13 protein-coding genes are annotated in these 13,122 nt (G+C 41.6%); 7 read left to right on the top strand and 6 right to left on the bottom strand.

Annotated features, from left to right (window positions below; all coding sequences use genetic code 11):
* Positions 1–8 precede the first annotated feature (8 nt).
* Positions 9–1,205 (bottom strand): acyltransferase family protein, encoded by a 1,197-nt coding sequence (locus ACW689_RS03210; RefSeq protein WP_476288458.1) that lies wholly within the window; start codon positions 1,203–1,205, stop codon positions 9–11.
* 126 nt (positions 1,206–1,331) lie between these two features.
* Between ACW689_RS03210 and ACW689_RS03205 the strand changes: the two genes are divergently transcribed.
* The gene (locus ACW689_RS03205; RefSeq protein ID WP_476288457.1) at positions 1,332–2,192 is read left to right on the top strand and encodes a LytR/AlgR family response regulator transcription factor; all 861 of its coding nucleotides are present in this window, start codon (positions 1,332–1,334) and stop codon (positions 2,190–2,192) included.
* A gap of 65 nt (positions 2,193–2,257) precedes the next feature.
* On the opposite strand, the gene ACW689_RS03200 is transcribed toward ACW689_RS03205, so the two are convergent.
* A complete protein-coding gene (locus ACW689_RS03200; RefSeq protein WP_476288456.1) occupies positions 2,258–2,545 on the bottom strand; it encodes a YciI family protein in 288 nt (95 codons plus the stop codon).
* 95 nt (positions 2,546–2,640) lie between these two features.
* Here ACW689_RS03200 and ACW689_RS03195 point away from each other — a divergent pair, with 95 nt between their 5' ends.
* The gene (locus tag ACW689_RS03195) at positions 2,641–2,988 is read left to right on the top strand and encodes a winged helix-turn-helix transcriptional regulator (protein ID WP_476288455.1); all 348 of its coding nucleotides are present in this window, start codon (positions 2,641–2,643) and stop codon (positions 2,986–2,988) included.
* On the opposite strand, the gene ACW689_RS03190 is transcribed toward ACW689_RS03195, so the two are convergent.
* The gene (locus ACW689_RS03190; RefSeq protein ID WP_476288454.1) at positions 2,981–3,931 is read right to left on the bottom strand and encodes an alpha/beta fold hydrolase; all 951 of its coding nucleotides are present in this window, start codon (positions 3,929–3,931) and stop codon (positions 2,981–2,983) included. The two genes, ACW689_RS03195 and ACW689_RS03190, sit on opposite strands and share 8 nt — an antisense overlap.
* Before the next feature lie 200 nt (positions 3,932–4,131).
* On the opposite strand from ACW689_RS03190, the gene arfA reads away from it, so the two are divergent.
* The gene (gene arfA / locus ACW689_RS03185) at positions 4,132–4,311 is read left to right on the top strand and encodes an alternative ribosome rescue factor ArfA (protein WP_476288453.1); all 180 of its coding nucleotides are present in this window, start codon (positions 4,132–4,134) and stop codon (positions 4,309–4,311) included.
* Positions 4,312–4,337: 26 nt separating this feature from the next.
* On the opposite strand, the gene ACW689_RS03180 is transcribed toward arfA, so the two are convergent.
* Complete coding sequence (locus tag ACW689_RS03180) at positions 4,338–7,403, bottom strand: efflux RND transporter permease subunit (protein ID WP_476288452.1); 3,066 nt, start codon at positions 7,401–7,403, stop codon at positions 4,338–4,340.
* Positions 7,396–8,481, bottom strand: coding sequence for an efflux RND transporter periplasmic adaptor subunit (locus ACW689_RS03175; RefSeq protein ID WP_476288451.1), 1,086 nt, complete (start codon positions 8,479–8,481; stop codon positions 7,396–7,398). Before ACW689_RS03175 ends, ACW689_RS03180 begins: the two co-directional genes overlap by 8 nt.
* Before the next feature lie 148 nt (positions 8,482–8,629).
* Here ACW689_RS03175 and ACW689_RS03170 point away from each other — a divergent pair, with 148 nt between their 5' ends.
* Genes ACW689_RS03170 through ACW689_RS03160 form a run of 3 tightly spaced genes read left to right on the top strand, consistent with a single transcriptional unit; the run spans position 8,630 to position 11,811 of the window.
* Positions 8,630–10,729, top strand: a complete 2,100-nt coding sequence (locus ACW689_RS03170) for a winged helix-turn-helix domain-containing protein (protein ID WP_476288450.1) — start codon at positions 8,630–8,632, stop codon at positions 10,727–10,729.
* A gap of 21 nt (positions 10,730–10,750) precedes the next feature.
* Complete coding sequence (gene pnuC, locus ACW689_RS03165) at positions 10,751–11,404, top strand: nicotinamide riboside transporter PnuC (protein WP_476288449.1); 654 nt, start codon at positions 10,751–10,753, stop codon at positions 11,402–11,404.
* Positions 11,405–11,430: 26 nt separating this feature from the next.
* The gene (locus tag ACW689_RS03160) at positions 11,431–11,811 is read left to right on the top strand and encodes an MmcQ/YjbR family DNA-binding protein (protein WP_476288448.1); all 381 of its coding nucleotides are present in this window, start codon (positions 11,431–11,433) and stop codon (positions 11,809–11,811) included.
* A gap of 65 nt (positions 11,812–11,876) precedes the next feature.
* On the opposite strand, the gene ACW689_RS03155 is transcribed toward ACW689_RS03160, so the two are convergent.
* On the bottom strand, positions 11,877–12,368 hold the full coding sequence (locus tag ACW689_RS03155; protein ID WP_476288447.1) for an N-acetyltransferase family protein: 492 nt from the start codon (positions 12,366–12,368) through the stop codon (positions 11,877–11,879).
* A gap of 242 nt (positions 12,369–12,610) precedes the next feature.
* Between ACW689_RS03155 and ACW689_RS03150 the strand changes: the two genes are divergently transcribed.
* A complete protein-coding gene (locus ACW689_RS03150) occupies positions 12,611–13,069 on the top strand; it encodes an Hsp20 family protein (protein WP_476288446.1) in 459 nt (152 codons plus the stop codon).
* The last annotated feature ends 53 nt before the right edge of the window (positions 13,070–13,122 follow it).

Raw genomic sequence — 13,122 nt, 5'->3', positions numbered from 1 at the left:
CACATTGATCAAGCCGTTTGTTTTAGCATTGACTTCTGAGCTTTGGAGGGGATTTTCTCCGCTTTTATACCAAATAATCCTGCCAAGAGCGTGTTGCGTTTAATAACTTCAAAGCTAAGTACACATGCGCCAATGGTCAGCACAATCACAAGCAGAGCCTCAATCCTAGGGTGTAGTTGCAGCGCCTTCAAAAACCAGGCAATTATGATGATCAGCGTTTGATGTAGCATGTAGTAGGGCAAAATGGCGCGATTGGTATAGCTAAAAAAGCGGCTTGGTTTGTTGAGGTAAAACCCGGCCATCCCCACCATAGTAAATATCCATAACCAGTGGTTTGCACTATGAACTAGCCCATAAAAGAGCTTCACGAAAGCGTTTGAGTCGTAGAGGCTTGCCAGTGTTGACCAAACACCGTGACGGTCGGCGATAATAAAGGCATAGCAGAGCAAGGCGATGACGAATGTGGCTCGGTGATGTGTGATCACAGCTCGCCACCAGCTTTTTTGCAGCGCGAAAATATAGCCTACGATAAACACTAAAAAGTACTTACCATGGTTGTACCAATCGTTGATAAGGTCGTGCGTTGTCGGGAATGAAGTACGTAACATCCACCAGACTAGGATTAGCATAACTATACATGCGGCGAGCATCATTGGCAGTGGTACTTTAGCTACTGTTCTGGATTGTGCTACACGGCTAAGCAGCGGTTTGATTGCAATGGTAATTAAGCAATAAGCCCAAACATACGGCAAAAACCACAGGTGATTCCAAGTTAATAAGCCGATTGGACCGTGATGTTCCGCCAATAAATGGGTATTTGGATTGATATATGCGAGCCAAAATTGCCAAAAGCCCGGTTCAATGATGTTTTGACTCAGCGCCTCAAAATAAACCTGTGGGCTGACAATCACAAACATACCAAAGACGAGTGGTACAAACAGGCGTATCGTTTTGAGTTTAACGAGTGTGAGCGCTTTAAATTTATGTACTGATAATGCTAGCGCTAATCCTGAGATAAAAAACAATAAGGACATACGCCAAGGGTTGGTGAGTATCATTACATCTTGGAGCCATTCATAGGTGAAGGCACTTTTTATATGCCAACCCCAGTCGGCGACATAATACATTGCAGTGTGATATAAAATAAGTACAGCAAATGCTAAAACGCGAAGTGCATCGATGTCGTAGCGTCGTTCATTTTGCATGATAATGACCTTGCATTAGAGTTGAATTGTGCACAAAGCTTGGCAAATAAATAACCCTGAAAATATAGCTAAGTGAATGATAGGTAGGCTTTTAGTGATAAACGGTGGAATAGAGGGATAAGCAAAGTGGAATTGAAGCAGATTGATAAACATAAAGGCATATTTATCTATATAGCCGTCGCTTTATACTTGTTTATCAATAACGGAATTAATGCGCTATCTGTTTGGAGCGAACATACCCGTTCAGGAGAACCCAGTATTCAAATGTGGGAGCCTTTTGCATGGGAATACACCAGCGCGATGAGCGTGTTAATTATTATTCCCTTTATGTTTGCTTTTTTTAAACGCGTACCACTGAACTTTAATCATATAAAGAAACAATTTGTTTTGCATGTATTCGCCAGTTTTGTGTTTACGGTGTTACATATCGGGTTAATGGTCGCCCAGCGAGAGGTGATCTATTTTCTGGCACAAAGCGATTACAACTTTGGGCCGATCCCTCGAGAGTTTTGGTATGAGTACCGTAAAGATGCTTGGGGTTATGTACTTTGGCTGGTGGTGTTTAACGTGGTCAGCGCAGGATATGCGAGGTTAAAAGGAGAAGCGAGCGAAATTGCATTAAACGAGGATGATGCGCAAAGCAATTGTTCAACGCAAATGGCACCAGAGCATTTCTTAGTTAAAAAACTGGATAAAGAGTTTCTAATCAAGGTAGCGGATATAGAGTGGTTAGAGTCGGCAGGCAATTATGTGAATTTACATAGCCAAGGGCGCATATATCCACTTAGAGCTACACTGGGACAGTTGTCAGAGCGCCTCGCTGAGAAAGGATTTAGCCGCGTGCACCGTAGTTATACTATCAATCATCATGTTATTGACAGCATTAGCTATCAACCCAGTGGTGATGGCGAAATTACGCTAAAAACAGGTAAGAGACTTAATTTATCTCGACGTTATAAAGATGAGTTTAAAAAGCGCTTAAGTTGATATTTTTCAGCTTAATCGCTTGATATGTGGAGGGAGCTTATACTTTAACCTTAGTTACGGATAATTTAAGCAAGGAGCTGAATAAAATCGTCATTTGCCATCACTGGATGAAATTCGGTAATAGAATAAGTTACTAAACTACTTTGGATAAACGGGTCGCCATTGAGTACTTGTCTTAGTTCATCTTCATTGTCATGTTGTGACAGAAGTATCCCACCTGTTCTTGGTTCTTTTCGCCCACCAAACATCAATTTTTTGTTTTCGTATTGTGTTGCTAGGTAATTGCGATGCTGCTGAGTTAACTCAGGTGTGATTTTTTCTACATCAATAAATGTCATATCAACCAAAAACATAGTTTTTTCCTTTTGCCGATTTATGTATAGTGCTACTCAATTAGTAGCATGTTGTGGCGGTACTCTACCGCTACTTTTTTAGAAGCGCAAGAGTTATGTCAACACCTTTACCTAAAAACCCAGTGCGAGGCTCAACCACTGGTGTCGCCATTATGGCTGTTTTTGACCTACTAGGTCGAAAATGGAATATGAGAATTTTATGGGAGCTTAACGAGTCAGGCCCCTTGAGCTTTAGAGCAATACAGGCCAAGTGTGATGGTATGTCGCCATCAGTACTCAATACGCGTATAAAACAACTCTCACAGGCCAAGTTGGTGGAGAAACATGAAGATGGCTACCAGTTAACGGAGCTTGGCTGCACTTTAATCACTACGCTTCATCCGTTGAGAGCTTGGGCAAAACAATGGGAGCAATCTCTAGATGAAAATACACCATCTAATTAACGGTAAAATCGACACTATGTGCCTTACGTGATTTTTTTTCTAGCCGCTTGCGTTCGGCTTTTTTAACGTGCTTGCTTATCCATTTTGTGAGTTTTTTCATGAGCTCAGGTGGAAAATCATGCCCCATGCCAAGCACAATTTTTAGTTTGGCTTTACGTATTTGTTGCGCTGTTTTTTGCCCAGCAGACAGCGGAAAAATAGGGTCTGCGCCACCGTGGATCACTAAGGTGGGTGCTTTGATTTTGCTGATCAAATGGTCTCGCGTACCGCCATGAGTGAGCGCAACCAGTTGGCGTTTGAAGCCACTTGGGTTGTGGGCGCGCTCCACATTGAGACGGGCTTGCTGTGTTAGGGTGCGCTCATCCTGTGGAAACTCGGGACTGCCTATGAGTTGATTGAGCTTTACTAGATAATCAATCGCAGCCTCTTGTGAATGGGCCGTAGATTGCAAGCGCATCAGTTTAAACATGAGTTTTAAGTTCCCAGGTGATAATCTCGGTGGTGAGGAAGAGGACATAATAGACGTGAGGCTCAGTACCTTTTTTTTATATTGTGCAGCGAGCCGCTGAGCTATCATGCCACCCATCGATGCGCCGACAAGGTGTGCCTTTTTAATTTTAAGTGCCGCCATCAGTGCCAGCACGTCGCTCCCCATATCATCAAGCGTGTAAGGGACTGAGCCAGACAGTTTTAAGCGTCTTTTCAACCAAGTCGTTACTAGGTTGGGTTTACCGTGATGATCGAGTTGGCTTGAGAGCCCTGTATCTCTGTTATCAAAACGAATAACGCGAAAACCTTTGTTCACCAAGCCATAGTAAAATGAGTCTGGCCATACGGTCATTTGTGCACCTAGCCCCATAATTAAAATAATTGCAGGAGCCTTTGCATCGCCTTCGTCTTGATAATTAATGGTAATGCCATCTTGGGTCTGGATTGTGGGCATAGTAACACGAGTCTTTGCCAGTTTCTCATCGAAGCGATAAGTATAGTCATAGCTGTGTGTAAATTTGATAACATGAAGTAAAAAGTCGTTGAAATTTAGTACTAAAAAAACCTCAAAAATGACTTGCCAGTGGGCTTAGCTATCTACATAATAGCACGCCGCACATTGGTGGTAATTTGCACAATTTATAAGGAAACGCAATGAGTAAAAAACGCTCCGTCCATGCGCATCAGCGTGGTGAAATCAAAGACAATGCACTTAAAGCGTTGGTCACAAGCCCATTGTTTAAAACGAAAGTTGAGAAGTCGAAAAAAGGAAAAGGTAGTTTTAAACGCAACGCAAAACATAAAGGCCAAGAGCCTTACCTTAAGGCAGCATAAGCAAGCTTTAAGATAAGACTTTTATATTACGCCGCCACGGCGAGTTTTGTCGTGACGGCTTTTGCCGAAAAACTTTTTAACGACAGCACTGCCGCCATAAAACTTAGGCTAAATAAAGCGCTAAAAGTCATTCCGCCAATAATTACGGCCGCTAAGCCACGATAGATTTCGGCCCCTTCAGCGGGGTTGAGCATCAAAGGTAGCATGCCAAAAATACTGGTGCAGGTACTCATGTAAATCGCGCGTTTGCGACAGTGAAGAGCGTCAACAATAGCATCTAATTGTGCCATACCTAAATTCATATTCGCTTGGAATTGATTGGCCAACAAAATGGCATTGTTGATAACTAGCCCCATTAGAATGATAAAACCAATCATGGTGATCATATCGAGATTTTGTGCAACAAAAACATTAAGTAAGTTAAGGAAAAGCATTCCCCCAGCCATTGCCAAAGGCATACTGGCGATAACTGCAGCGGTCAATTTCCACGAGTTGAGTGTTAGCCACAGCAAGAACATTAAGATCACCATCGACAATGCAAACATATTCATAAATTCTGTTAAAAAGTGATTGAGTTTATCTGCGCTGCCGCGAAGCTTAATTGACAGTCCTGAAAGCGGCTCTGAGGTTTGTTGTTCTTGAATATACTGCGTGACTTGCTCAAAAAACTCGCCCACGGTTTGCTCCGGTGGTGGTGTAAGGTTGAGTGACACACTCGCTTGCTGATTTATCCTGAGCAAGGTTGAAGGGGCCAGAGTAAACGAGGCGTCGGTTAGTTCAGATAAAGGCACCAAACCAACGGATGGGATCATGATTTGGGTAGCCAGCATATGTTCTAGATCGGTATTGTCTTGCGACTTCAAATAGAAAGGGAGGTTTTCTCCTTCACTCGCAAAACGGCCAAGATAAAGGCCTTGACTTAAGAGTTGAAGATGTCGTGTCAAAAAGTCACTATTTACGCCAAATCTAAGCAGTTGTTCATATTTAGGGCTAAAAGCAATTCGAGCATTTTGGTTGGCAAGTTCGGTTTGTGGCTCAATATTAGCATTAGGAAATCGTGACTGTAGCTTTTGTAATAACGTTTGGCCTTGAGTTTGTAAAATCTGCAAAGAAGCACCTTGTAGGTCTAATTGAGTTTGTCGGTTATTCGGTAGTGCGAAGCTCAATAAGTTACCTTGACTAATGTGCACCTTAGTGCCAGCAATATCATGGGTAACATATCGGCTTATCCAATTTTTAAAGGCTGGATAGTCCCAACCTTCAGGGGGGTAAAAATATAGCAAACAAGCACCTGGAAAGCAGAACATGCCAGTTATATCGTACAAAGGTGCATCGGGTTTATTCTTTTGTGACTCTATACGTGACAAAATTGGTGTTGCAATGTGCTTTTCAACTGCTGGTAGAGACAGGGGATCTGAGTAACTAATATAGGCTAAGGCGACACGACTTTTTGGATTAGGTAATACATCCAATGAGGGGCTTGATGCAAATACAATGAAAATAGCGATAGGCAGCCCAAGCAACAAAGAAATTGTGCGCAGCCATGATTGGGTCGCAGTGCGAGCTTGCCATGTCGTTTTTGCTGCACTTGATATTTTCTGCTTGAACGCTTTGATAACCAGATACCTTGCCAATACGGGTATCAAGAGCAGAGCAACTAATAAGGAGGCGATAAGTGCACTTGAAATGGTAAAAGCCAAATCTTCAAATAACTGTGCTTGTGCGCCGGAAATTAACAAGACAGGGATGAAGATCACAATACTTGAAAAAGTTGAAGACAAGATCGCACCTTTTACCTCTCTCACTGCCTGTAAAATACGTTCTAGCTGGCTACCAAGGTGAGGTTGTTGCAGTTTTTGTTCAATACTTTCTACAACAACTATTGCTGCATCCAGTAATAAGCCAACCGACAATGCCATCGCTGCCAAAGAGATCACATTTAGGCTATGACCAAATATGGCCATAGCAACTAATACGATAGCCAAACACACAGGAATACTGATAAAAATTAGGCTGACGGTTTTTAAATTGCGCAAAAAATAAAACAGGATTAGCGTTGAAAGTAGCACCCCTACAACAAGCGCGATATAAACCTGCGAGATTGCATTGTTGATGGCTTTGGAATCATCTCGGCTGAGCGCTAATGTCATATCAAACTGCTTTAGCGTGCCTTGGTTGAGTCGTTCAATAGCAAGCTTGATCTTTTTAACGGTTTCAAGTGCGTTGGTATCTTTACTGGGGCTAAATCTAAAGTAAAAAGCTCGATGGCCGTTCATAGATGCAAATGACCACTTTTGCTCGAGTCGTTTTGTAACTGTGGCGACATCTCGCAGCCTGACGATATGGCCTCCAGTGTCATAGAGCGGTAGGTTATTTAAGTCGCTTAAACTAAGCTGACCGGAGAAATGTAGTTCATACTCTCGCTCCCCTAACATGAGGCTACTACCAGAACGATCAGCTAGTAAACGTAAGGGAGCAATGAGATCGGCTAATGGAATTTGCAGCTGTGCAAGCTTTGCGCTATCTACCTCAATATCCACTTTTTTATTAGTTGGATTGCTAGTAGTCGCAATGCTTGCCACACCTTCTATGTTAATCAATGCTGGGTAAACAATATCGTTAAATACACGAGCATATTCCAGTTTTGATACAGGCTTGGTCGCATAGAGCATTGCGGTTGCAAGTGTAGCGCCTGAAGCATTGGCTTGGTTTTGCACAAACGGTGCAGGTACGTTGGCGGGCCAATTGGGAACTTGCGATATACTGGTGAGAGTTTGCATGTATGCCTGGCCCATATCAGTGTTGGGTTTGAACACCAAACGCGTCGTGGCCATACTGTTGCTGATATTGCTTTCGATGAGAATATTGTTGGCCAGTCCAGATAAAGATTCTTCTAATGGCGCGACCAATGTTTGTTCAATTTCTTGCGCGGTTTTACCAGACCAATTGGTGTAGATAGTGATTTCAGGTCTATCAATCGTAGGTAGAAGCGCATTGGGTAATTGAGTGCCTACAATAGCCCCTAGTAAGCAAAGTATTAGTGCTATTGCAATAACGACAGAGCTGAACTTTTTAACGATTAGTTCAATCATAAGTCACCTTTTCTGTTTGCTCCTTGCTGGACCCCAGTAACGGCGTAACGCTCATGTTCTCTGTCAGTGTTTGTTGGCCTAAGCTCACCACATGATCTCCAGCTTTTAGTGATGACTTAACTAAAAAGGAATTGGAAAGGTTTTTGATAATTTCCACCGATTGTTTACGCACTTTTGACTGGCTATCTAGTTGCCAAACATAGTTTTGACTTTGCGCAAGTACGACTGTCTGTGCGGGTAAAACAAATAGGTTATCGGCACTCGAGCGCATGGTGATCTGCACACGCTGATTTAAAGGATATTTAGATAAAGTATCACCTTCATTTTTAAAAAATAATGCTAACACTTGGCTTGCTGAGTCTAGTGATGCACTAGTGCGGGTTAGAGTCAAAGGCGTGGCATCTTTGAGCAAAAATGTATTGTTTGCTAATGCTTCTTGATTTTGTGCAAGCCAGTTGGGTAATTCACATTTGAGCTCTTTGCTTGGGTCGGCAACAAACATAAGAATTGACTGGCCATTGGCGACGAACTGTCCGGGTGTGGTTTGTACTTGAGTAATATGACCATCACTCGGTGCATGGTGTGAAAGGGCGCTGAGTCGAGTTCTCAATTCTTGAATTTGCAACACCAACTTTTCATGATTAAGTTCCGCGGTATCTCTTTGTTGTGCCAATTGATTAAGTTGTGACTCTGAGACATGTTCACGACCTAATTGGGATAAACGCTCAAACTCAGTCTGCGCATAGGCCAATGTACGTTTTTCAACTTCTTGCTGGGTTTGCAATTGCTGGAGTTGATACTTTAAGTAGGTACCATTTTGTAATGCGATCACTTCGCCCTGCTTGGCTTTACTTCCTTCAGGCAAAATGAAATCTAGTTTTGCATCTACTTCACTCGAAATCGTGAGCGGAAATGGCACTGTTATCTCGCAGTTAAGCAAGTTTTCTATGCCTGTATGCCAAGGTTTCACAGCTTCAACTTTGACAAGTGTTTCACTACAGTATCCCAAAAATGGCATGAGCGCTGAGAGGAGCGTGCAAATAAGTACACAGATCGTCTTTAGAATGGTTTGGTTCATCAATGAGGTCCTTGTTAAACTTTTGCTGTGAGCACAATCATTCATTTTTATGCATGATTAGCCATGGACGGATAATGAACTTAACGGTACACTGGATTAGTCATAAAAAGTCATACATATAACTTATTGATAATTAGGTTAATAAAAATTGAATTTCGCAAATGAACGTGATTACCAAATAGCAGATAAGCAGGTGTTCTTTCGTACTGGTTTGGTAAAGGACGGCGAACGAACAACTAAATTAGAGCCTCTCCCTTTGGCTTTTTTACACTACTTGGTACATAACGCGGGCAAAGTGGTGGCTCGAGATGCGCTGATAGAGCATGTTTGGTGTAATCGCTATGTGAGTGATGATGCAATTAGGCGCGTTGTTAAAAAACTAAGAGCCGCGCTGGGCGACGATGCTAAAGAACCTAAATTTATCAAAACAATTCCCATGCAAGGTTATGTGCTGATTGCATCACCATTACTGCTTGAAGAAGTTGAAAAGCAATCTAGCGCTAGTTTTTCATGGCGATTCGTACAATGGTTAAAAGCGAATCAATGGCTGGGTTTTGCGCTGTTGCAGGTATTTGTGCTTTTATCCGTATTGGCTTATCTTGAGTTACGGCATAGTCAGGGTGCTCAAAGTGGCACAGCTTCCGATTCACCAGTAATCACCTTGCTGACGCAAATGTCGGGCTCAGAAATAAACGCGACTTATCATCCAAAACATGACACTGCCTTGTTTATCCACCGAGAAAATAATGACAGTCCATTTTCGTTGGTTAGAAAAAACCTAACTACTGGGCTTGTGCATAAACTGACATTTGATGCCAATAATTACTTGTATGTTATTTTCTCCAAAGATGGTGATTATGTCGCTTTTTCCAAAGATACAGCTAATGGTGTGAAAAGTTATGTTGCGGAGTATCGTGATTCTGGTTTTAGCAATATTCAACCGTTATCTTTAGGCTCAGGTGACGCTACTGTTTTGTCATTTGGTCAAGATAACAACACCCTGTATGTGGCAGCTCAATCGTCAGGTCATAAAGAAGGGTTCCAGAATGCAGTCTATAAATACTTGATTCGTGATAAGCGCATGCAGCAAGTGACATTTCCATTTGTAAAAGGATATGGAGACTATGCGGCTAAATTGTCTCCTGATGGACGATATTTAGCGATTGCTAGGAATGTTTCAGAACGTCGTTATCATTTGTTGATCCATGATTTGCATCAACAAAATATTGTCAGTGAAATCAATTTAGGCTTTTTTGCATCCAATTTAGTGTGGGAAAAAGAGCGTTCTGACAAATTAGTGATCACGAGTTTCAAAGGCGATATGTATTACTTTGATTTACGTACTGAACAGTTACGAGAACAAGCTGGAAGTGGGCCTGGCCTTAACGATGCATTTTATTCTTGTGGTCATAAATGCGTGTTCATGCGCCAACATCATATGAACTACAAAGATAATGTTGAGTTGAAAAATCCATTTAGTCAATCTGAGGTTACTCAGCTTTCCTACTTTGCAAATCCGAATGCCGATTTTAGTCCAATTTATAATCCTGCTGGAAATGGCATTATTTATGCCAGTAAGTCGGCTGAAAAAGGGGAAATAAAGTCTCTTGATCTTTCAGGTCATGAGCAGGTGCTATATACCTTTAACCCAAGACACATAGTCACAGATCTTTCTGTTAGCCCACTGAATGACAAGCTATTAGGGAAGCTTGAAGAGCGGCTATTTGTGTTAGATCTGAACTCAAAACAGTTTACACAAATGAGTTCAGTGGAAGAGCAAGTTGATATGCCTATGTGGAATAGCAGCGGTACTGGGTTTTATTACACCCGCATAGAAGGAACCACAGATGTACTCTATTTTTACGATGTGCTCAGCGCACAAAAACAAAAAGTGGAAGAAGGGATACTCGCTCGCAAGGAAATAAACACTGAGAAGAGCTTTGTGCTGGATAGCCAATACCAGCTTTGGTTAGAAACGAGCCAAGGAAAGCGAGAAAGGCTTGTTCAATTTAAACATCGAGGCCAGTTTAGTTGGCATGTTCATAGTGATTATGTTTATTGGACCGAGCAAGACAAGTTAAATGTATATTTAAATCGCGTTGATGTGCATAGCAAGCAGGTGGAACGGCAAGTGTTGTTTGAAAATAGCTGGGATCTGGAATTTAGTATGCACCCACAAGGCGATCGACTACTCGTTTCCCACTCATTGTTGGCCAACAGTAATTTGGTCAAGGTGCAATGGCCTTAATGTTTATCGAGAATAATAATCATGAATGAATTTGCCACTATGTTTCAACAAGCTGTTAGTGGCTTTCAAGCAATGTCCGCTTGGGAGTACTTGGCAGCAGGGCTCTCTATTGCATATATGTTGCTTGCGATGAAGCAGAGTGCTTGGTGCTGGGTTGCCGGAGGGATCAGTACCTTGATCTATACTCTGCTATTTTTCAATGGCGCATTGCTCATGGAGTCATTGCTGAATTTGTTTTACTTAGTAATGGCGGTGTACGGTTGGTGGCAATGGCGGCAAGGGGCTTTATTGGGTGATAAACTTGCACTGGTCGAGCAAAGTGCATTACCGATAGTGAGCTGGTCGGTAAAAAAGCATATGTGGTTAATTTGCACCACCTTGATTATTTCAATCTTGGTGGGCTACATCATGGATAATTACACTTATGCTGACTTTGCATACTTAGACTCGCTAACGACATGCTTTGGGGTTGTGACTACCTACCTGTTGGCTAAAAAAGTGTTAGAGAACTGGCTATATTGGGTTGTGATTGATGCGGTTTCAATTTACCTTTATGTAAGTAAAGGATATTTCCCAACCACCGTATTGTTTGTATTTTATACGATCCTTGCTGCAGTTAATTATGTGCAATGGCGAGCTGCGTTAAAGCAGCAGACTGTGAGTATGATAAAATAAGTTTTTGACTTAAAAGGATATAAGCTATGGATCATTTACAAGCGCATCAATATTTAATCTCAAAACCTGAGGCCACAGTAAGTCAGCCTTTTGGTGAAGGGGTCGATGTCTATAAAGTCAAAAACAAGATGTTTGCCACTTTAGCGCGGGGCGATAACATGGGCGGCAATGATGCGAGTCATTGGCGAATGAATCTGAAGTGCGATCCAGATGAAGCTCAAGCGTTAAGAGATATTTTTCCCTCTGTGCTGCCGGGCTATCATATGAATAAACGCTTGTGGAATACTGTGTTGTTGGATGGTTCTATCCCTCGAGGTGAAATAGAACGCATGATTGATAATTCATACTTACTTGTTGTGCAAAAAATGCCTAAGAAAGAGCAAGCATCTTTATTACTACATATCTAGCTGATGATATTCAGTACCCAAAAATGAAGCGTATTGCGTCGTGTCGTATCAACACCTTCCTGAAGCTAAATCGTTTTAGTTGCGTATACATTGTTGTAAACTTTTGTTTTATATAATAAAAATTCAGTTGTACCAATACACCTTAAGCCTAAATGTCGATAAAAGCCATTTGCCTCGTTTTCAACCCAGGTAACAAGCCAAAACTGCGAGCCAAACAGCGCAGTGATCTCATTCAATAACGCTTTGCCAATGCCTTGTCCCATAAAGTTTGGGTGGATATAAAGCTTCTCTACTTCATAACCATTTAAAGGGGTTTGGTAATGTGAATCCAGTTTGACTTGAACGAAGCCACATAATGCACCATTTTGCTCGCAAACTAATATCCTTTGGCTGGTTGATGCAAGATAATGTGAAAAAGACTTTTCTGAGAAGTGTTCGATCGCATATAGAGAGTGTTCATTATGGATACCTTCTTTGGCATAAGTATTCAGCCAGACTTGAATACTTAGTGCGGCTAAGTTGATACAATCTTGCTGCTGTGCGGGGCGTATTTCCATGGTAAATGTGTGACAGTTTAAAATTCCATTATGTCGCTTTTTATATTTTAAAACCATATATAGATCAATTAATTATAAATTTCTTTAAAAAAGATCCTTGAAAACATTTGCATCGGTCCATAGATAGGAAAGTGAGGACGCCGACAGGGCCTCATCTAATTTAAGTTAATGTTTTATATGCTGTTTATTGGTTTTTTTAAAGAGTGAACAGCATTTGTTATTGCTCTATGAGGATACAAATTATGCAAACAGTTGATCTATCTCCACTATACCGTTCTTTCATTGGTTTTGACCATTTAGCGTCCCTAATGGATGCCGCTGCTCGCAGCGAAAAACAGCCTAGCTTTCCGCCGTATAATATTGAAGCTTTAGGCAAAGACAAATATCAAATTACCATGGCCGTTGCAGGTTTTTCTGAGCAAGAGTTATCGCTACACTCAGAAGGTAATGCTTTAACGGTTAAAGGTGAAAAGCAAAATAAAGAATCCGGTGAAGATAACAAACAGGCGCGTAAATTTATCCACCAAGGAATCGCACAGCGCAACTTTGAAAGAAAATTCCAGCTTGGAGATCACGTTAAAGTTATCGGTGCTGAACTTGAAAATGGGTTGCTCCTTATTAACCTAGAGCGAGAGATCCCCGAAGCACTGAAACCACGTAAAATTGAGATTGGTGTGTCTAAATTACTTGAGAGCAAGTAAAAAAATAACGTCCTTAGTTCATGTTGATTTCCACAAAGCCGCCTTTTTGGGCG

This window comes from Pseudoalteromonas sp. ABE4_541, assembly GCF_056312285.1.
This window is presented reverse-complemented; position numbering and strand designations above follow the sequence as displayed.